The 19,928-nt window shown below is 70.1% G+C and carries 18 protein-coding genes; 14 read left to right on the top strand and 4 right to left on the bottom strand.

Going from position 1 to position 19,928, the window contains the following annotated elements:
* Positions 1 to 118 precede the first annotated feature (118 nt).
* A complete protein-coding gene (locus tag AB0H50_RS14905; protein ID WP_357451795.1) occupies positions 119 to 847 on the top strand; it encodes a sigma 54 modulation/S30EA ribosomal C-terminal domain-containing protein in 729 nt (242 codons plus the stop codon).
* A gap of 88 nt (positions 848 to 935) precedes the next feature.
* Here AB0H50_RS14905 and AB0H50_RS14900 read toward each other — a convergent pair whose 3' ends face one another.
* On the bottom strand, positions 936 to 1,568 hold the full coding sequence (locus tag AB0H50_RS14900) for a response regulator transcription factor (protein WP_357451793.1): 633 nt from the start codon (positions 1,566 to 1,568) through the stop codon (positions 936 to 938).
* 274 nt (positions 1,569 to 1,842) lie between these two features.
* Between AB0H50_RS14900 and AB0H50_RS14895 the strand changes: the two genes are divergently transcribed.
* The gene (locus AB0H50_RS14895; protein ID WP_357451791.1) at positions 1,843 to 3,879 is read left to right on the top strand and encodes a glycogen debranching N-terminal domain-containing protein; all 2,037 of its coding nucleotides are present in this window, start codon (positions 1,843 to 1,845) and stop codon (positions 3,877 to 3,879) included.
* 119 nt (positions 3,880 to 3,998) lie between these two features.
* Positions 3,999 to 7,040, top strand: coding sequence for an excinuclease ABC subunit UvrA (gene uvrA / locus AB0H50_RS14890; protein ID WP_357451788.1), 3,042 nt, complete (start codon positions 3,999 to 4,001; stop codon positions 7,038 to 7,040).
* A gap of 530 nt (positions 7,041 to 7,570) precedes the next feature.
* On the opposite strand, the gene AB0H50_RS14885 is transcribed toward uvrA, so the two are convergent.
* The 3 genes from AB0H50_RS14885 to AB0H50_RS14875 all read right to left on the bottom strand — a co-directional run bounded on the left by AB0H50_RS14885 (position 7,571) and on the right by AB0H50_RS14875 (position 9,452).
* A complete protein-coding gene (locus AB0H50_RS14885) occupies positions 7,571 to 8,278 on the bottom strand; it encodes an alpha/beta hydrolase (RefSeq protein WP_357451785.1) in 708 nt (235 codons plus the stop codon).
* A 31-nt stretch (positions 8,279 to 8,309) separates the two neighbouring features.
* Positions 8,310 to 9,023: an alpha/beta hydrolase gene (locus tag AB0H50_RS14880; protein ID WP_357451783.1), complete on the bottom strand. Its 714-nt coding sequence runs from the start codon at positions 9,021 to 9,023 to the stop codon at positions 8,310 to 8,312.
* 87 nt (positions 9,024 to 9,110) lie between these two features.
* On the bottom strand, positions 9,111 to 9,452 hold the full coding sequence (locus AB0H50_RS14875) for a DUF1844 domain-containing protein (protein ID WP_357451780.1): 342 nt from the start codon (positions 9,450 to 9,452) through the stop codon (positions 9,111 to 9,113).
* Positions 9,453 to 9,877: 425 nt separating this feature from the next.
* On the opposite strand from AB0H50_RS14875, the gene infC reads away from it, so the two are divergent.
* The 11 genes from infC to AB0H50_RS14820 all read left to right on the top strand — a co-directional run bounded on the left by infC (position 9,878) and on the right by AB0H50_RS14820 (position 19,839).
* Positions 9,878 to 10,531: a translation initiation factor IF-3 gene (gene infC / locus AB0H50_RS14870; RefSeq protein WP_084501921.1), complete on the top strand. Its 654-nt coding sequence runs from the start codon at positions 9,878 to 9,880 to the stop codon at positions 10,529 to 10,531.
* Positions 10,532 to 10,604: 73 nt separating this feature from the next.
* Complete coding sequence (rpmI, locus tag AB0H50_RS14865) at positions 10,605 to 10,799, top strand: 50S ribosomal protein L35 (RefSeq protein ID WP_040706116.1); 195 nt, start codon at positions 10,605 to 10,607, stop codon at positions 10,797 to 10,799.
* A 99-nt stretch (positions 10,800 to 10,898) separates the two neighbouring features.
* Positions 10,899 to 11,279: a 50S ribosomal protein L20 gene (rplT, locus tag AB0H50_RS14860; protein WP_039797323.1), complete on the top strand. Its 381-nt coding sequence runs from the start codon at positions 10,899 to 10,901 to the stop codon at positions 11,277 to 11,279.
* Between the two features lie 14 nt (positions 11,280 to 11,293).
* On the top strand, positions 11,294 to 12,127 hold the full coding sequence (locus tag AB0H50_RS14855) for an RNA methyltransferase (RefSeq protein ID WP_357451777.1): 834 nt from the start codon (positions 11,294 to 11,296) through the stop codon (positions 12,125 to 12,127).
* Between the two features lie 9 nt (positions 12,128 to 12,136).
* A complete protein-coding gene (locus AB0H50_RS14850; RefSeq protein WP_357451774.1) occupies positions 12,137 to 12,664 on the top strand; it encodes a hypothetical protein in 528 nt (175 codons plus the stop codon).
* A 211-nt stretch (positions 12,665 to 12,875) separates the two neighbouring features.
* Positions 12,876 to 13,952: a phenylalanine--tRNA ligase subunit alpha gene (gene pheS / locus AB0H50_RS14845; protein WP_357451771.1), complete on the top strand. Its 1,077-nt coding sequence runs from the start codon at positions 12,876 to 12,878 to the stop codon at positions 13,950 to 13,952.
* A 48-nt stretch (positions 13,953 to 14,000) separates the two neighbouring features.
* Complete coding sequence (gene pheT / locus AB0H50_RS14840; protein WP_357451768.1) at positions 14,001 to 16,505, top strand: phenylalanine--tRNA ligase subunit beta; 2,505 nt, start codon at positions 14,001 to 14,003, stop codon at positions 16,503 to 16,505.
* Positions 16,506 to 16,665: 160 nt separating this feature from the next.
* Positions 16,666 to 16,956 carry a DUF427 domain-containing protein gene (locus tag AB0H50_RS14835; protein WP_357451765.1) on the top strand — a complete coding sequence of 97 codons (291 nt, stop codon included), beginning with the start codon at positions 16,666 to 16,668 and terminating at the stop codon, positions 16,954 to 16,956.
* Between the two features lie 388 nt (positions 16,957 to 17,344).
* Positions 17,345 to 18,112 carry an alpha/beta hydrolase gene (locus AB0H50_RS14830; RefSeq protein ID WP_357451763.1) on the top strand — a complete coding sequence of 256 codons (768 nt, stop codon included), beginning with the start codon at positions 17,345 to 17,347 and terminating at the stop codon, positions 18,110 to 18,112.
* 130 nt (positions 18,113 to 18,242) lie between these two features.
* Positions 18,243 to 18,749 (top strand): hypothetical protein, encoded by a 507-nt coding sequence (locus tag AB0H50_RS14825; RefSeq protein WP_357451761.1) that lies wholly within the window; start codon positions 18,243 to 18,245, stop codon positions 18,747 to 18,749.
* Positions 18,750 to 18,810: 61 nt separating this feature from the next.
* The gene (locus AB0H50_RS14820; protein WP_357451758.1) at positions 18,811 to 19,839 is read left to right on the top strand and encodes a hypothetical protein; all 1,029 of its coding nucleotides are present in this window, start codon (positions 18,811 to 18,813) and stop codon (positions 19,837 to 19,839) included.
* Positions 19,840 to 19,928: the final 89 nt, after the last annotated feature.

Raw genomic sequence — 19,928 nt, 5'->3', positions numbered from 1 at the left:
CGTTGCGGCGGTGGGATAACGACACTGGGTGAATTGAGAGTAGAGGCGTCCTATGAATTCGTTGCAATCGTTGTACTCCTCGGAACATTGGTCCAGCGCCGCGGATCCGGAGCTCGCCGTGACCACTCGCGGGGCCGTCCCGCCCGCCGACGTGACACGGGCCGTGCGCGCCATCGGCCGGGTGCTGCGCCGCCACCACTTGGATGTGCCCGCGCGAGTGCGTGTTACGGCCCCGCGGGATCTGGAGGAACCCACGGTGGTGCAGGCCAACGTGCGGCTGCACGACACACCGACCCGGGTGCAGGTCACCGGGCCGCGCGGGTTCGCGGTGACCTTCGCGGTCGAGCGGCTGGACCGTCAGCTCAGCAGGTTGGTCGCCAATCAGTCACGGGCATGGCCGGATCCGGCGCGGCCGCCGCTGGCCAAGGTCACCGAGCAGCGGCCGATCATCCGCCGCAAGCACTGTGAGCTGCTGACCGGAACGCCCGCCGAGGCGACCGCGGTGATGGACGCGATGGACTACGACGCGTACCTGTTCACCGACGCCGACACCGGTGAGGACGCGATCGTGCACTGGGCGGACCCGCTCGGCGTGCGACTCGTCCGCCAGTGGACAACGACCGCACCGGCGGAGCGGACGAAACGGCCGCCCAACGCGAATTCCCTACCCATGACCGTGCATTCGGAGCCGAGCCCGCTGCTGCGCGAATCCGAGGCCGCGACCGCGCTGTGCCGCGGCGGCCTGCCCTTCCTGTTCTTCACCGATCGCGCGACCGGCCGCGGCCAGCTGCTCTACCGTCGCTACGACGGTGACCTGACCATCGTCGCGCCTGCCGAAACCGCTTGAGTTCCAGCATGGTTCCCGCGGGAGCAGCGTGGCTCCCCTGGCGCGCCGCCCGCCTCGCGCCCAGCAGCCGAGGTCCTCGTGCGCCGCTTCACGGCTCGCGCAGGCGGGACGCCAGCACCGCGGCCTGGGTCCGCCGCTCCATGCCCAGCTTGGCCAGCAGCCGCGAGACATAGTTCTTGACCGTCTTCTCCGCGAGGAACATCCGCGCCGCGATCTGGCGGTTCGTCAAGCCTTCGCCGAGCAGTGCGAGCAGCTTGCGCTCCTGTTCGGTCAGCCCGGCCAGCGGCCCGTCGGCCTCGACGCTGTTGCGTAGTCGCGCCTTCAAGGCGGTCGCCGCCCGGTTGTCCAGCAGCGAGCGGCCCGCGCCGATCGCCTTGATGGCAGCGGCGAGCTCCATGCCCTTGATGTTCTTCACCACGTATCCGGAAGCGCCCGCGAGGATCGCGTCCAGCATGGCGTGCTCGTCGGTGTAGGAGGTCAGGATCAGGCAACGCAGCCCGTCGAATTCGGCGAGCAGATCACGGCACAGCTCGATGCCGTTGCCGTCGGGCAGCCGCACGTCGAGCACCGCGACATCGGGACGGGCCGCGCGAATGCCCGACATGGCCTGCGCGACATCGCCCGCCTCGCCGATCACCGCGAGCTCGGGATCGCTCTCCAGCAGATCGGTCAGGCCACGCCGGACGATCTCGTGGTCGTCGACCAGGAACACCTTGATCATCGCGGCCCCTCCTCGCGCACCCGGTCCCAGCGCGGAGCCGGCCGCGGGAACTCGCCGCAGCGAATGCGTGGCGAACGGGCCGGACCGAAAGGCGCTGGGCGTATTGATGTTCCGAGTATGCTGGATTTCTGGACCGAACGCGTGGAAGTTGTCGAACGATGACCTATTCAGCGACACCGGGACGACCCGCCGCACGACGAGCCGCCGCATCAGGGCGTGTGACCTAATGGATCCCTGGGGCAGCGGACCTGCGCACCACGGAACGGCGAGCGCCGTGACGCTCGTCGAGGGATCCACCTTCTGCCTCAGCGACTCCGGCGGCGCGATCGATCCGAGCCGGGCGCAGGGACTGTTCGTTCGCGACACCAGGGTCCTCTCCCGGTGGCGGCTCACCGTCGACGATCGAACGCCGCAACCGCTCAGCGTGCAGTACGCCGACCCCTACAGCGTCACGCTGCTCGCGCGCACCGCACCGCCGCCCGACCGCGCCGACAGCACCGCGCTGGTGATCGTCGGACGACACGTCGGCGACGGCATGCGCGAGGACCTGACGGTGCGCAACCTCTCCGGCGAGACGGCCGACTTCGCGATCGCGCTCGAGGTCGACGCGGATTTCGCCGACCTGTTCGAGGTCAAGGACGGCCGGGTCGGCGAAGGTCGTGCCACCGAGCACCGCGCGACCGACGGCGGCCTCGAAATCGCCTCTCCCGCATTCGGTGTCGCGGTCGCGGTGCGCGCCGCCGAGGCGACTGCCGACGGCCGCCGGCTGCGCTGGCGCGTCCGGCTGCCCGCCCGCGGTTCCTGGTCGACGTGCGTGCAATACCTGCCGCTGCTCGGCTCGGCCGAGGTCACGCCGCGGCACACGTGCGGCAGCTCGGTCGCGCACAGCGCGCCAGCCCACAGGCTGCGCGCCTGGTACGAGAACTCGCCGCGGGTGCACACCGGCGACCCGACGTTGGCCGCGGCGCTGCGCCGCGCGGTCGCCGACCTCGGCGCGCTGCGCATCTTCGATCCGGCCAGTCCCGGCCGCGCGGTCGTCGCCGCGGGCGCGCCGTGGTTCATGGCGCTGTTCGGCAGGGACTCGCTGCTCACCTCGTGGATGGTGCTTCCGGTGGATCGCAGGCTGGCCATCGGCACCCTGCAGAGCCTGGCCGACCTGCAAGGCGTCCGCGAGCACACCGCCACCGAGGAGCAACCTGGCCGGATACCGCACGAGATCAGGTTCGGCCGGGCCGCGACGCGGCTGCTCGGCGGCGACACCGTGTACTACGGCACCGTCGACGCCACCCCGCTGTTCGTCATGGTGCTCGGCGAGCTGCACCGCTGGGGACTCGACGACGCCACCCGCGACGAACTGCTCCCGCACGCCGACCGCGCCATCGAGTGGATCCAGCGCTACGGCGACGCCGACGGCGACGGGTTCGTCGAGTACCGGCGCCTCGCCGAGCACGGGCTGGACAACCAGGGCTGGAAGGACTCCTGGGACGGGGTGAACTTCGCCGACGGCACCCTCCCCGCACCGCCGATCGCGCTCGCGGAGGTGCAGGGCTATGTCTACGCGGCCTACCTGGCGAGGGCCGAGCTTGCCGCCGACCTCGGTGACCGCGCCACCGCGGACCGGCTGCGCGCCGCGGCCGCCCGGCTCAAGGCCGAGTTCAACGCGAAGTTCTGGCTGCCCGAGCGCGGCTGGTACGCCGTCGGTCTCGATCGCGACAAGCGGCCGATCGACGCGCTCACCTCGAACATCGGCCACTGTCTGTGGACCGGTATCGTGGACGAGGACAAGGCGGCGCTGGTCGCGGACCGGTTGCTCGCTCCCGACATGTTCACCGGCTGGGGCATCAGAACCCTGGCCAGCGGCATGGGCGCCTACAACCCCGTCAGCTACCACAACGGTTCGGTGTGGCCGCACGACAACGCGATCTGTGCGGCCGGACTGATGCGCTACGGACTGACCGAGCACGCCACCCGGGTCGTCGACGCGGTGCTCGACGCCTCGGTGCGGTTCGGCCACCGGCTGCCCGAACTGTTCTGCGGTTTCGACCGCGCCGAGTTCGACGCGCCGGTGCCGTACCCGACTTCCTGCTCGCCGCAGGCCTGGGCCGCCGCGGCCCCGCTGCTGTTCCTGCGCAGCCTGGTCCGGCTGGAGCCGGGCGCGGGCGTCGCGGAGGTGGCGCCCGCCGTGCCCGAGCGCTATCTGCCGCTGCGGATCAGCGGGCTGCGGGTCGGGCCGGAGGTGTTGACCGTGACGGTGGACGCGCACGGATGGCAGGTCACCGGACGGACGGAGGGCACGCGCCGGGCCGGCTGACGGTCGTCGTCCGCGCAGCTGGTCAGCCGCTCGGACGAAACTTGTCGGTGCCCGCGCCTAGAGTGGCGAGCGGGGGTCTGTCTGCACGTCAACAACACGATCGAGAAGGGACACACCTGGTGGCGGAACGCCTCACCGTGCGTGGAGCTCGGGAGCACAACCTGAAGGGGATCGATCTCGATCTGCCCCGCGACAGCTTGATCGTGTTCACCGGACTGTCCGGCTCGGGCAAATCCAGCCTCGCTTTCGACACCATCTTCGCCGAGGGCCAGCGCAGGTACGTGGAATCGCTGTCGGCCTACGCCAGGCAGTTCCTCGGCCAGATGGACAAGCCCGACGTCGACTTCATCGAGGGCCTCTCGCCCGCGGTGTCCATCGACCAGAAGTCCACCAACCGCAACCCGCGCTCGACTGTGGGCACCATCACCGAGGTCTACGACTACCTGCGTCTGCTCTACGCGCGCGCGGGCACACCGCACTGCCCGGTCTGCGGCGAGCTGATCGCCAAGCAGACCCCGCAGCAGATCGTCGACCAGGTGCTCGCCATGGAGGAGGGCATCAAGTTCCAGGTGCTCGCGCCGGTGGTGCGGACCCGCAAGGGCGAGTTCGTCGACCTGTTCGACCAGCTCAACACCCAGGGTTACTCCCGGGTGCGGGTCGACGGCGTGGTGTATCCGCTCACCGACCCGCCGAAGCTGAAGAAGCAGGAGAAGCACGACGTCGAGGTGGTCATCGACCGGCTCGCCGTCAAGCCGAGTTCCAAGCAGCGCCTCACCGATTCGATCGAGACCGCGCTGCGCCTCGCCGACGGCATCGTGGTGCTCGACTTCATCGATCGCGACGAGCACGCGCACGACCGGGAGCGCCGCTTCTCCGAGCGCTTGGCCTGCCCCAACGGGCACCCGCTCGACATCGAGGACCTCGAGCCGAGGTCGTTCTCGTTCAACTCGCCCTACGGCGCCTGCCCGGACTGCACCGGCCTCGGCATCCGCAAGGAGGTCGACCCCGAGCTGGTGGTCCCCGATCCCGAGCTCAGTCTCGCCCAAGGCGCCATCGCGCCATGGTCGCGCGGGCAGACCGCGGAGTACTTCACCCGGCTGCTGTCGGGTCTGGCCGAGACCATCGGCTTCTCCATGGACACGCCGTGGCAGGATCTGCCGCTCAAGGCGCGCAAGGCCGTGCTGGAGGGCAGCCCCGACCAGGTGCACGTCTCCTACACCAACCGCTACGGACGCAAGCGTTCCTACTACGCCGACTTCGAGGGCGTGATGCCGTTCCTGCAGCGGCGCATGGAGAACACCGAGTCCGAGCAGATGAAGGAGCACTACGACGGGTACATGCGCGACATCCCGTGCCCCGTCTGCTCGGGTGCGCGGCTGCGCCCGGAGATCCTGGCCGTCACCATCTCGGCGGGCGAGGACAAGAAGTCCATCGCCGACGTCAGCGATCTGTCGATCGGCGACTGCTCGAAGTTCCTCAACTCGCTGACGCTGGGGGAGCGCGAGGCCGCGATCGCCGGGCAGGTGCTCAAGGAGGTCCAGGCGCGGCTCGGGTTCCTGCTCGACGTCGGCCTGGAGTACCTGACGCTCTCGCGTGCCGCCGCGACCCTGTCCGGCGGTGAGGCGCAACGCATCCGGCTGGCCACCCAGATCGGCTCCGGGCTGGTCGGCGTGCTGTATGTGCTGGACGAGCCGTCCATCGGCCTGCACCAGCGCGACAACCGGCGGCTCATCGAAACCCTCACGCGGCTGAAGAATCTCGGCAACACGTTGATCGTCGTCGAGCACGACGAGGACACCATCCGTGCCTCGGACTGGGTGGTCGACATCGGCCCGCTGGCCGGTGAGCACGGCGGCCGGGTGGTGCACAGCGGCCCGTATCAGGAACTGCTCACCGACCCCGATTCGCTGACCGGCGCGTACCTTTCGGGCCGCGAGCGGATCGAGGTGCCGATGGTGCGCCGCCCGGTGGACAAGAAGCGCAAGCTCACCGTCGTCGGCGCGAACGAGCACAACCTGAGGGGCATCGACGTCTCGTTCCCGCTCGGCGTGCTCACCTCGGTGACCGGCGTCTCGGGCTCGGGCAAGTCGACGCTGGTCAACGACATCCTGGCCACCGTGCTGGCGAACAAGCTCAACGGCGCCCGCCAGGTGCCGGGCAGGCACACCAGGATCAATGGCCTCGATCACCTGGACAAGCTGGTGCAGGTGGACCAGTCGCCGATCGGCCGGACGCCGCGCTCCAACCCGGCCACCTACACCGGCGTGTTCGACAAGATCAGGACGCTGTTCGCGGCGACCACCGAGGCGAAGGTGCGCGGCTACCAGCCGGGCCGGTTCTCGTTCAACGTCAAGGGCGGCCGCTGCGAGGCGTGCTCCGGCGACGGCACCCTGAAGATCGAGATGAACTTCCTGCCCGACGTGTACGTGCCGTGCGAGGTCTGCCACGGCGCGCGCTACAACCGGGAAACCCTCGAGGTGCACTACAAGGGCAAGACCATCGCCGAGGTGCTCGACATGTCCATCGAGGAGGCCGCGGAGTTCTTCGAACCGGTCACCTCGATCCACCGCTACCTCAAGACGCTGGTCGACGTCGGCCTCGGCTACGTGCGCCTCGGCCAGAGCGCGCCGACGCTGTCCGGCGGCGAGGCGCAGCGCGTGAAGCTGGCGGCGGAACTGCAGAAGCGCTCCACCGGCCGCACCGTGTACATCCTGGACGAGCCGACCACCGGTCTGCACTTCGAGGACATCCGCAAGCTGCTCGGGGTCATCAACGGCCTGGTCGACAAGGGCAACACCGTCGTCGTCATCGAGCACAACCTGGACGTCATCAAGACCTCCGACTGGGTCGTCGACATGGGACCCGAAGGCGGCTCCGGCGGCGGCGCCGTGGTCGCCGAGGGCACCCCGGAAGACGTTGCGGCCGTGCCGAACAGCTACACCGGCCAGTTCCTCGCGGAGGTGCTCGCGCAGCCCGCCGCGTCGGCTCCGGTGAAGCGGGCCCCGGCGAAGAAGGCGGCGGCGAAGAAGACGACGGCCAAGGCGGCTCCGGCGGAGCCCGCGGCCGCGAAGAAGGCCCCGGCCGACAAGGCGGCGAAAAAGGCCCCGGCGGAGACGGCCGCGGCGAAGCGTCTGGCCAGGAAGGCCGCCGCGCTGCGCTGAGGGAGGGCAGGGGATTGTTCGAGCGCACGGGTTGATCCCGAGCAAGAAACGGCGAGTGGCCGCGTCGCAGGACGCGGCCACTCGCCGTTTTCGGCATGCCCGGTTTTTCTGGTCCCGGAAACGTGAGAAAAAGTGAAATATGCGTGTGTAAGATCTGGCTCACCGTGTCCGGACGTGGCCGGGACAGTAACGGTGAGTGCACCGGACCGTGGCGCTCGTGCGCACGAAACCCGGTGGAAGAGAAAGGAATACACCCATGGAAGGCGTGGACATCGCCGCGCTGGTCGCGCAGATCCTCACGTTTCTCGGCAGTGGATCGTCCATCAACTACACCCCGGGCGCCTGAGCGCGCCCGACAGCGAAAGGAAATTCCATGGACAGCGGAAGCGCCGGGCTGACCAGCCTCTTCCAGGCCATCGCCACCATGATCGCCACCGGCTCGTCGATCTCGGTCACGCCGGGACAGTGATCGCGCCGGGCGGGGCCGGTCGAGCGTCGGCCCGCCCCGTCTCGGCCGCGCCGCGCCGCGCTCAGTTCGTCGCGGCGCCCGCGATGATCTCCGCGAGTTCCGCGGGCTTCGACCACATCGGCCAGTGGCCGGTCGGCAGGTCGATCAGCGTGGCATCGATGCGGGCGATCTCGCTGAACACCGGCGCCTCGCCACTCGTGCTCAACTGCCGCACCAGCTCCGCGGTGATGCTGGTGCACACCACCGTCGTCGGCACCGCGAGGCGCGCGGGCGAATCGCTCAGGCGCAGCGGCGCACTCGCGATGCTCGCGGGCTCCGACACCGCGCGCTCCCGGAATCGGGCCAGCTGCGCCGGGTCCAGCCCGACGAGGCTGTCACCCTCCTCCGCCAATTGCTCCCAGCTCGGCAGCGGGTACTCGCGCGCCGCGCCGAGTGAATCGTTGAGCACGAAACCGTCCGGCACCGGCGCGCAGTCGACGTACACCGCGTGCACGAAGCGCTCCGGCGCGACATCGGTGGCCAGGTAGCCCGGCGACGCCGCGCCCGAATGAGCCACCAGCACAGCGGATTCCGCGGGGTCGATGGCCGCGAGGATGGCGCCCGCCTGCTCCTCGATGGTGGCCGCGAACCGGTCCTCGTCGGCGGGATCGAGGCCGGGCAGTGTCAGCGCGTGCACCTCGAAGCCGCGTCCGCGCAGGTCCCCGGCCACCTCGTCCCACGCCCACGCGCCGAGCCAGAATCCGGGAACGAGCAAGATCGGTGTCGACATACTGCCAGCATGCCGCATCGACCTCTCGCGTTCACCGTCCGGCGGCGGCGTGAATCAGCTCGGCCAGTTCGCGCGGGCGGGAGAACATCGGCCAGTGGCCGGTCGGCAGCTCGAGGTATTCGGCGTCCAAGCGGGCGAGTTCGTCGAACATGCTCGGCTCGTCCGAGGTCGCCTGTTCGCGCGCGACCGCGGCGGTGAACGAGCAGCAAACGACGGTGCTCGGAACCCGCATACGTTCGGTGCGCTCGCTGAGTTTCAGGGGAACGGCGGCGATCGTGGCCGGTTCGGAGACGGCCAGCGCGCGAAACCGGCTCAGCGCCCTGTCGTCGAGACCGTCGAGCAGATTCGGCGCCACCTCGCGAAACTCGGACCACTCCGGGAGCTTCCATTCGCGCAGTGCCGGATCCAGGCCGGGATTCACGGCGAACCCCTCGTGGGCGGGAGGCGTGTCCACGTAGATGACGCGCGCGAAGCGTTCCGCGGCGAGATCGGTCGCCAGGTATCCGGTGACGCCCGCGCCGCTGTGCGCGACCAGCACCGCCGGGGCGCCCGAGCCCATCGCCTCGACAATGCCCGCTGCCTGCTCCTCCAGGGTGACCGCCAGCCGGTCGGGGTCGCCGGTGTCGAGGCCGCGCAAGGTCAGTGCCACGACGTCGTCGCCATGCTGCCGCAGCGCTTCGGCGACTTCGTCCCACGCCCACGCGCCGAGCCAGAATCCGGGTGCGAGCACGATCCGAGTCGCCATGGGAGCCTCCGTCTTTCGAGCCGTCGGGCCGAGCCTACGGAAGCAGGTCGCCTACGGCACGCGGTTTTTCGCCGAGGGTGGACCGGCTCAGTGGACGGGGCCGGTGTACTTCTCGCCCGGACCCTTGCCCGGCTCGTCCGGGTGGGCGGAAGCCTCGCGGAACGCCCGCTGCAGGGACTGCAGACCCTCGCGGATGGGCCCCGCGTGTGGCCCGAGGTATTCGACCGATGCCGTGACCAGGCCCGCGAGCGCCGTGATGACGCGGCGTGCCTCGTCCAGGTCGCGGTGCGGGCTGCTGTCCGGGTCCGCGTCGGCGAGGCCCAGCTTTTCCGCGGCCGAACTCATCAGCATCACGGCGGCGCGGCTGATCACCTCGACGGCGGGGATGTCGGCCAGGTCGCGCACGGAGGAGTCGAGCTCGTCAGTCATGCCCATCAGGCTAGCGAGGCCGCCCGGAGCAGTCGGAGCTGGCCGATCTCCGCGGCGTTCTTCATCAGCCCGGCGTTCGCCCAGGCGGCGAGGTGCGTCACAGTGAGGTGGCGTCGGGGGCGCTTTCCGGACCGATTCGGCGATAGCGGACGGCAATGCTAAACTTTTCGCTGACGACCGCCCCGAACCGCGTCGCCTGGTGTGGCACGACCCGGGGCTGATAAGTGGAGCCCGACTCCCACCGTTACCGACGAGCAATCGTACTGGTAAAACGGTCCGGTCGCCCGCCCTCGCGGCGGGTTTCTTGCGTGGAGAGCCGTCTCGCGCGCAAGAGTCGATGCCTGACATCGGCGATCGGTCGACTCGGGCCCCGTTGCGGTGAAATACCGCACCGGGGCCTTTGTGTTGAACAAGGGGTTGCAGTTATTGCCTGCGGTCGTCTGACGACACCGCTTGACCTAGGAGGCCCCATCAGCACTGAGACCCGCATCAACGATCGCATCCGTGTTCCCGAGGTTCGACTCATCGGACCTGGCGGCGAGCAGGTTGGGATCGTGCGTGTTGAAGATGCGCTACGCGTCGCCCTCGAGGCCGATCTCGACCTTGTCGAGGTGGCTCCGGATGCCCGTCCGCCGGTTTGCAAGATCATGGACTACGGCAAGTTCAAGTACGAGACGGCGCAGAAGGCGCGCGAGTCTCGGAAGAACCAGCAACAGACTGTGATCAAGGAGCAGAAGCTCCGGCCCAAGATCGACGACCACGACTACGAGACCAAGAAGCGGAACGTCGTTCGCTTCCTCGAAGCCGGGTCCAAGGTCAAGGTGACGATCATGTTCCGGGGTCGCGAGCAGTCCCGGCCCGAGCTCGGGTTCCGGCTGCTGCAGCGGCTGGCCTCCGACGTCGCGGACCTGGGTTTCGTGGAGACCTCGGCCAAGCAGGACGGCCGGAACATGACCATGGTCCTCGCACCCCACAAGGGAGCGAAGACCCGCGTGAAGGCGCAGCAGGAATCGGCCGGACGGCCTGCCGCGAGCGCCGCGCCCGCCGGTGAGACCCCGGCCGCGGAGCAGGCCGAGTAGGCCACGCCCGCAGTAATACGAACAGACACCGGCGGTCGGCGACGACCGCCGGGACGACCAGATAGAGGAATCCATGCCGAAGATGAAGAGCCACAGCGGCGCCTCGAAGCGATTCAAGGTGTCCGGTAAAGGCAAGCTGCTGCGCCAGCAGGCGAACCGTCGCCACCTGTTCGAGCACAAGCCCACCCGCCGGACTCGTCGTCTGGACGGCACGGAGGTCGTCGCGGCTGCCGACGTCCGTCGCGTGAAGAAGCTGCTGGGTATCTGAGTCCCCTAGGGCAGCACCGCGACCGGAGATTCCGGACGCCATCCCCGACCAACCTCCCGGGCGCCGCACGCGCCCCCTATTCGATCAAGGACTGACCAAGTGGCACGCGTCAAGAGGGCCGTCAACGCTCAGAAGAAGCGCCGTTCCATCCTCGAGGCCTCCAAGGGCTACCGGGGCCAGCGCTCGCGGCTGTACCGCAAGGCCAAGGAACAGCAGCTGCACTCGCTCACCTACGCCTACCGGGACCGCCGGGCGCGCAAGGGTGACTTCCGCAAGCTGTGGATCGCCCGCATCAACGCCGCGGCGCGCATCAACGACATCACCTACAACCGCTTCATCCAGGGCCTGAAGGCCGCGGGTGTCGAGGTGGACCGCAAGATCCTGGCCGAGCTCGCCGTCTCCGACGCCGAGGCCTTCGCCGGTCTGGTCGCTGTCGCCAAGGCCGCCCTCCCGCAGGACGTCAACGCCCCGGCCGCCTGATCCGGCCGACCCTGTTGACCAAGGGACATCTTTCGGAACGACCCGCGGACGCGCTCTCCGAGCGCAATCCGCGGGTCGTTTCGGCTGTCAAGCTGCACCGCGCACCGCAGCGCCGCAAGGCCGGGCTCTTCCTCGCCGAGGGGGCCAATTCGGTCGCCGCGGCACTGGAGACCGGGCGGGTGCGGGAACTGTTCTACTCCGCCGCCGCGGCGACGCGGGAGCACGAGCTGATCGCCGGTACGGCCGCCGCGGGCGTGCGCACCACACTGGTGAGCGACCGGGCCGCCCAGCATCTCGGCGAGACCGTCACCGCGCCGGGCCTGGTCGCGGTGTGTGAGCTGATCGACGTCCCGCTGACCGACATTCTCGGCAAGCGTCCGCGGATGCTCGCGGTCCCCGTCGAGATCGCCGAACCCGGTAACGCGGGCACCCTCATCCGGGTCGCCGACGCGGTGGGCGCCGACGGCGTGGTGCTGGCGGGCGACACCGTCGACCCGCACAACGGCAAGTGCGTGCGCGCCACCGCGGGAAGTCTCTTCCACGTGCCCGTCGCCCGCCACCACGATGTCACGGAGACCCTGGATTCCCTTGCCGCCGCCGGCATCACGCTGCTCGCCACGACCGCCGCGGGCGAGGTCGACCTGGACGAGGCCGACGAGCTCTTCCAGCGCCCGATCGCCTGGCTGTTCGGCAACGAGGCGCACGGCCTCGACCCGGCCGTCGCAGCGCGCGCCGACCACCGCGTTCGCATTCCCATCCACGGCCGCGCCGAGAGCCTCAACCTCGCCGCCGCCGCGGCCATCTGTCTCTATGCCAGTTCTCGTGTGCGACACGCGGGGGCGTTCTAGGGTTCGATCATGAGCGCCGGGGACGAACTGCTGCGCCGGATCGAGGGCGATCCCGAGCTGGCCGGGCTGCTCGCCTGGCCGGGTGACTTCGACATCACCCGCCGCGAGCCGGTCGAGGACCTGCGGCTGCCGAGCGGTACGCCGCTCGCGCCGATCGCGGGCGACCGGGCGGGCGGCACGTTCTTTCTGTGCGGCGCCGCGGGGACGGAGCGCCCGGTCCTGTACGCCGACTCCGAAGGGGGCGCGGTGCTGTTGGCCGCGGATCTGGTCGAGGCGGTCGCCCTGATAGCGACATATCCGTACTGGCGCGATCTCGGCACCGGCCGCCCGGTGGCCGAGCTGGAGGAGCAGTTCGCCGTCGACCGGCCGGAGTTCCTCGAGGTGCGCGCCGAACTGCTCGACCGGCTCGGCATCGCCGCGCCCGGCGTGGCGGAGGCGGTGCGCAAGATGCGGGCCAGCGCCGCGCGGACGGTCCCGGATTTCCTGCCTGTCGCGCCCGATGTGGAGGGTGACGCGGTATACGTGCCGCTCTGGTGATCGACCGGACGAGGCGCGATACCTGCGCGGATGCCCGTTTTCCGTGTGCCGGGCGGGGGTGAACACGCGGCCTTGGCGCGGCCGCGCGGCCCGCCGACGGGTAATCCGCGTGAATCGGGCATGGCCGATCCAATAGGATTCCACCAGCAGCAATGTGGGTAGGCAATAAGCCGGACCCGCGAACCGATCCCCAGGGGAGAGACGAACGATCGTGGCCGACGACAACACCGGAGTCGAGCAGAACCCCGAGACGCAAGCCGTCGCGCTGACCGAGGAGGCGCTGGCCGCGGCGGCGGCCGAGGCCGAGAAGGCGTTCGCGGCGGCCGCCGATCTGGACGCTCTCGCGGTGGCCAAGACCGAGCATCTCGGCGGTAAGGCGGCACTGGCCCTCGCGCAACGCGCGCTGGGCGGGCTGCCCAAGGCGGAGAAGGCCGACGCGGGCAAGCGGGTGAACGTGGCGCGGGCGCGGGTCTCCGAGGCCTTCGAGTCCCGTCGTGCGGTGCTGCTCGCCGAGCGCGACGCGGCCGTGCTGGTGGCCGAGACGATCGATGTCACGCTGCCCGCCCGCCGCCAGCCGGTCGGCGCCCGGCACCCGATCACCGTCATCTCGGAGCAGATCGCCGACGTGTTCGTCGCGATGGGCTGGGAGGTGGCCGAGGGTCCCGAGGTGGAGACCGAGCACTTCAACTTCGACGCGCTCAACTTCCTGCCCGACCATCCGGCCCGCACCATGCAGGACACCTTCCACATCGCGCCGGAGGGTTCGCGCCAGGTGCTGCGCACGCACACCTCGCCGGTGCAGGTGCGCTCCATGCTCGAGCGCGACCTGCCGATCTATGTGGTGTGCCCGGGCCGCACCTTCCGCACCGACGAGCTGGACGCCACCCACACGCCGGTGTTCTCCCAGGTGGAGGGCCTCGCGGTGGACAAGGGCCTGACCATGGCGCACCTGCGCGGCACCCTTGACGCGTTCGCGCGCGCGCTGTTCGGCTCGGAGACGCGTACCAGGATGCGCCCGAACTACTTCCCGTTCACCGAGCCGTCCGCCGAGGTGGACGTCTGGTTCCCGGACAAGAAGGGCGGCGCGGGCTGGGTCGAGTGGGGCGGCTGCGGCATGGTCAACCCCAAGGTGCTGATCGCCAGCGGCATCGACCCCGAGGTGTACAGCGGGTTCGCGTTCGGCATGGGCCTGGAGCGCACCCTGCAGTTCCGCAACGGCATCCCGGACATGCGCGACATCGTCGAGGGCGACGTGCGGTTCACCCTGCCCTTCGGCATCCGGTCCTGAACCGGCCCGAGTCCCGAACTCCCTTCGATCGAGAGAGCGAAACCTCAAGTGCGAGTAGCGCAGTCCTGGCTGACCGAGATCATCCAGCGCACCACGCCCGAGTGGTCGGTGACGCCGGAGGAACTGGATGCCGGGTTCGTCCGTGTGGGGCTGGAAGTCGAGGAGGTCGACAAGCTCCACCGGGTGACCGGTGACATCGACAAGCCGCTGGTCGTCGGCCGCGTCGCCGAGATCACCGAGCTGACCGAGTTCAAGAAGCCGATCCGCTTCTGCAAGGTCGACGTGGGCAACCCCGAGTTGCAGGAGATCGTTTGCGGCGCACGGAATTTCGCCGTCGGCGACCTGGTCGTCGTGGTGCTGCCCGGCGGTGAGCTGCCCGGCGGCTTCACGATCGCCTCGCGCAAGACCTACGGCCACGTCTCCAACGGCATGATCTGCTCGGTCGCCGAACTGGGCATCGGCAAGGACCACTCCGGCATCCTGGTGCTGGAGCCGGGCACCGCCGAACCCGGCACCGACGCCAACGAGCTGCTCGGCCTGAACGACACGGTCATCGAGCTGAACATCACGCCGGACCGCGGCTACTGCTTCTCGGTGCGCGGCCTGGCCCGCGAGCTGGCCTGCGGCTTCGACCTGGAGTACGCCGATCCGGCGGTGCGCACCATGCCCGACGACGAGGCCGACGCCTGGCCCGTGCAGCTCGAGCCGTCCTCGAAGTGCACCCGGTTCGCGGTGCGGCGGGTCACCGGCATCGACCCGAACGCGGTCAGCCCGTGGTGGTTGCAGCGCCGGCTGCTGCTGTCGGGCGTGCGCCCGATCTCGCCCGCGGTCGACGTCACCAACTACGTCATGCTCGAGCTGGGCCAGCCGCTGCACGCGTTCGACGCGAGCAAGCTCAGCGGCGGTCTGGTGGTCCGCACCGCGAACAAGGGCGAGACGCTGCGCACCCTCGACGAGGTGGAGCGTGTGCTCGACGCCGAGGACGTGGTGATCGCCGACGATTCCGGCGTGGTCTCGCTGGCCGGCGTGATGGGCGGCGGCAGCACCGAGGTCGGGCCCGAGACCACCGACGTGGTGCTCGAGGCGGCCACCTGGAACCCGCTGCTGGTCTACCGCACCGCGCGCAGGCACAAGCTGGTGTCCGAGGCGGGCAAGCGCTACGAGCGCGTGGTCGATCCCGAGATCAACGTCGCCGCGCTGGACCGGGCGGCCACCTTGCTCGCCGAGATCGCGGGCGGCGTCATCGAGCCCGCGCTCACCGACGTGCGGGTGCCGACGCCGCAGGCGGAGCCGATTCGCATCGACATCGACCTGGCCGACCGCGTCGCGGGCGTCACCTACCCGACCGGCACGTCCGCCCGCAGGCTTGCCCAGATCGGCTGCACCGTCGAGGTGTCGGTGAACGAGGAGACCGGGCACGGTCAGCTGGTGGTCACCCCGCCGAGCTGGCGGCCCGACCTGGCCCAGCCCGCCGACCTGGTGGAGGAGGTGCTCCGGCTCGAGGGTCTGGAGCAGATCCCGTCGGTGCTGCCGACCGCGCCGGCCGGACGCGGGCTCACCGCCGCGCAGCGCCGCCGCCGCGCGGTCAGCCGGGCGCTGGCCTTCGCCGGTGGCATCGAGGTGCCGCCGCCGATGTTCCTGCCCTCGGGTGTCTTCGACACGTGGGGCTTGGACGCCGACGACCCGCGCCGCGTCACCACCCGCGTGCTGAACCCGCTCGATGTCGAACGCGCCGAACTGGCCACCACGCTGCTGCCCGGCCTGTTCGAGGTGGCCGCACGCAACATCTCACGCGGCGCGCGCGACCTGACCGTCTACGGCATCGCCCAAGTGGTGCTGCCCGGCCCGAACACCAGGGCGGTCGAGGCGTTTCCGGTGGATCGGCGCCCGACCGAGGAGGAGATCGCCGAGCTGATCGACTCGCTGCCCGCGCAGCCCGTGCATGTCGGCGTCGTGCTCACGGGCCGCCGCGAGCCGCGCGGACCGTGGGGCCAGGGCCGTCCCGCCGAGGCCGCCGACGCATTCGCCCTGGCCGACGCCATCGCGGACGCCGCGGGCGTGACCATCGAGCGTCGCGCCGCCGCGCACCTGCCGTGGCATCCCGGCCGCTGCGCCGAGCTGGTGGTGGACGGCGAGGTGGTCGGCTACGCCGGTGAGCTGCACCCTGCCGTGCTGGAACGCTCCGGCCTGCCGCCGCGCACCTGCGCGCTCGAGCTGAACCTCGATGCGCTGCCGCTGCGCGAGTCGCGCCCGGTGCCGGTGGTGTCGCCGTTCCCCGCGGTGCTGCAGGACGTGTCCGTCAGCGTCGAGAAGTCGGTGTCCGCGGGCTCGGTCGAGGCCGCGCTGCGCACCGGCGGCGGCGAGCTGCTCGAGGACATCGCCCTGTTCGACGTGTACGAGGGCGCCCAAGCGGGCGAGGGTCGCAAGTCCCTCACCTACGCGCTGCGTTTCCGCGCGCCGGACCGCACGCTGACCGAGGACGAGGCGAGCGCCGCCCGCGACGCCGCGGTGGCGTCGGCCGCCGACGCGGTGGGCGCGGTCCTGCGCGGCTGACTTCGAAACCCCATCGAGACCCGTACGGCCGCAACGCCGTACGGGTCTCGTCGTATCGCGGCCGTGCGCGTCCCGGGGTTCGGCGCAGCGTGCCGGGCCGCCTGGCACTCGGGAGTAGCGTGGCGGTTGGCAGCTTTCCTCCGACGACCCGGGAGTTTCAATGACTGTACGAGCCGTATGGCGTGAGACGGTGCTCGCCGAGAGCGACGACACCGTGGTGGTGGAGGGCAATCACTACTTCCCGGCGGACGCCGTGCGCCGCGAGTACTTCGAGTCCAGCGAGCACCACACGATCTGTCCGTGGAAGGGCACCGCCTCCTACTACACGGTGACCGTCGACGGTGAGCGCAACCCCGACGCCGCCTGGTACTACCCGACGCCCAAGCCGGAGGCCGAGATGGTGCGCGACCGTGTCGCGTTCTGGCGCGGTGTCGACGTGGCCGTCGACTGAATTCGGCCGATGAGCCGTCCGGGCCGCCGCCGATCGCCAGCGCTCCGCATGGCCTGGCCTGCGTCCACGCCGAGTTGGGCGGTTGCGTCGACCGCGGCGGCGCGCTGACCATGTCGGCGGTGTTTGCGCGCAGCGCGGTCAGGTTGAGCGCGGCCAGTGGTGGGTCGAGGTCGGCGGTGGCGGCGTGCAGTCCGGCGATCGGCGGCGCGCTGACCATCATGAAGACGGATCGGATCTGCCGTTGCCGTCGGCCGCGGATCAGCGATCTCGAGCAGACCGGGCGCATGCGCCTTGCCGACGCGGAATTGTCGGCGCGGACGCTGGGGACGACCGCGTCATCGCCGGGGCGGGGTCGAGCCACCACGGTCCGGCGGGTAAGAACGTCTGCATGCGACACCCCGCCGCCCGGATCCTCAACGCGCTGACGTATCTGCCGGAGCGGCAGATCCTGCAGACGCCCGCCGCGGTCGGCCTTGACTACACCGATCTGTCCCTGAGCACCGAGGACGGTGAGACCCTGCACGCCTGGTGGCTGCCCGCGCCGCGGTCGATTGGGCACGTGCTCTTCGCGCACGGCAACGCGGGCAACCTCGGCGACCGGGTCGCGATCTACGCGCTGCTCGTCGCCGCGGGTTTCGACGTGCTCGCCTTCGACTACCGCGGCTACGGCCGCAGCACCGGGCGGCCCAGCGAGCACGGCACCTACCTGGACGCGCGGGCGGCGCGCGCCGGGCTGCTCGCGCGGCCCGAGGTGGACCCGAATCGGGTGCTGTACCTGGGCAAGTCGCTGGGCGGCGGCGTGCTGCTCGAACTCGCCGAGGTGCATCCGCCCGCCGGACTCGTGCTGATGTCGACCTTCACCGGCATCCGTGACGCGGCCGGGTCGATCTATCCGTTCCTGCCGCGCCCGCTGATCCCCGACGCCTACCCGAACCTGCGGCGGATCGGCAGGCTCGCCGCACCGGTGCTGATCATGCACGGCGACCGCGACGAACTGCTGCCACTGCGCAATGCCGAGCGGCTGTACGCCGCCGCGTCCGAACCGAAGCGGCTGGTGGTGGTGCCCGGCGCCGGGCACAACGACGTCATCGCGGTGCTCGGCGGCGAATGGCCCGCCACACTGCGGGCCTGGGCGACCGAGGTGCTGGCGGGCTAGTCCGGAACACTCGAACAGGGCGAGCGGTCTGTTCGGATGCGTAGCCTGGCCTTATGAGTGAACGTAGTGAGCGAATCGTGTGCCGGCGCGCATCGCGTATGCTGGAGCGGAGCGATAGCGAGGCGCAGGCATGAGCGATACGAGGGATATCGCGGCGCGGCTCGCTGCCCTGCCGGACGCGGAGCTGGTGCCCGTGTTGCGCGCCGCGGTCGAGGGGCGCTCGGCCCTCTGGGCCGTGCGCGCCGCGTTGGACGAGCTGGCGGGGGCGGCTCATGCGACGCCCGGGTCAGATGTGAGTCCCGCCACGTCCGATGCTTCGGCGTATGACGGCGGCGAAGGCGCGGCGGCATCCGGGCAGGTCGGAGGTAGTTTCCCGGTACCGGCGGTACCGGTTCAGCCGACCGGCATTCCCACGATGCCCGAGACTGGCGGATATTCGCCATCCGGGGTGCCTACTTTCGAGTCGGTTCGCGATAAGGTCGAGCGGCGCTTCGGCACTGCGCAGGGGATAGGTGAGCTCGACCGGCAGACCCCGGCGGGCCGCAGCGCCGACGAGCGGTTCGCCGCGCGCGAGAAGGCCGCGCGGGAACGCCTGGATCGGATACGGAAATCGTTGCGCGGCGAGGGCGCCGACTGACGTGCGCTGGTCCGGAGCCGCCGTCGAGCACTGTGCCGGACCGAGATGAGTGGGTGGAACGATGACCGAGCCGCGTGAGATCGCCGAACGGCTCTTGGATGCCCAGGTGGAATTCCTGCTGGCCGAGGTGACCGGTGACCGCTTCGCCGAAGTGGTCGCGCGCGATGTCGAGGCGGTGCTGGGCGTGGCCGATACGCTGCTGTTCCGCGAGGTGGTGGAGCTCGACCAGGCGAAGCGGACGGTCGCGACGGTCGTCGACCTGGTCGGCGGCAGCCCCGTGCTGGCCGACATGGTCGGCGTGTTCGCCGATTCGATCTACGACCATATCGCCGCCAACAACGACTACACCCTCGGCGAGGTGGTGGAGCGGGAACCGGTGGAGGCGTTGCTGGAGAAGCTCTTCGGCATGCACCAGGCGCAGGAGCGCATCCTGGACCGGCTCACCGAGAGTCCCTTGGTGGCCACCGTGGCCTCGAAGTTCGTGGACAAGCTGATCAACGACTTCATGCAGGCCAACCGGGAACGCGCCGAGAAGATCCCCGGCGTCTCCTCGCTGATGTCGCTGGGCCAGTCGGCCGCCAGCCGCGCCAGGAAGGCCGCCGACGGCACGTTCGTCGGCGACCTCGCGGGCAAGGGCGCCATGTTCGCGCTCAAGCGCACCAACAACGCGATCCGCGAGATGCTGCGCGACGCCCCCGTGCACTCGGCCGCCATGGAGTTCTGGGACCTGCACGCCGACGAGCCGGTCAGCGGCCTGCGCGAGTACCTGACCCAGAAGGAGCTCAACGAGCTGGTGCTGCTCTGTTACGAGATCGGGGTGACCACCCGCGAGAAGGAGTACTTCGGCCTGCTCGTCGACGAGTGCGTCGAGGTGTTCTACGCCAAGTACGGCGACCACACCCTCGCGGCCATGCTGCCGGAGCTCGGCCTCTCCGGTGACGACATCGCCACCGAGATCCTGCGTTACGGCCCAGCCGTCATCGAGGGCGCGAAGCGAAACGGATTGCTGGCCAAGCTGATCCGAGAGCGCCTCGAGCCGTTCTACACCTCGGACGCCGTACTCGGCATCCTCGCCGACGCGGTCGGCTGAGCCGCTGGCGGTCACCGTCGGGCGCGACGCGGTGTGAGCGGATGGAAACCGCGAAAATACTGGATTACCAGCATGTTTAGAATGCCTGC

The organism is Nocardia sp. NPDC050793 (genome assembly GCF_040654065.1).
GTDB lineage: Bacteria > Actinomycetota > Actinomycetes > Mycobacteriales > Mycobacteriaceae > Nocardia.
Note: the sequence above shows the minus strand (reverse complement) of the source record. Positions and strands in the feature narration are given on the sequence as shown.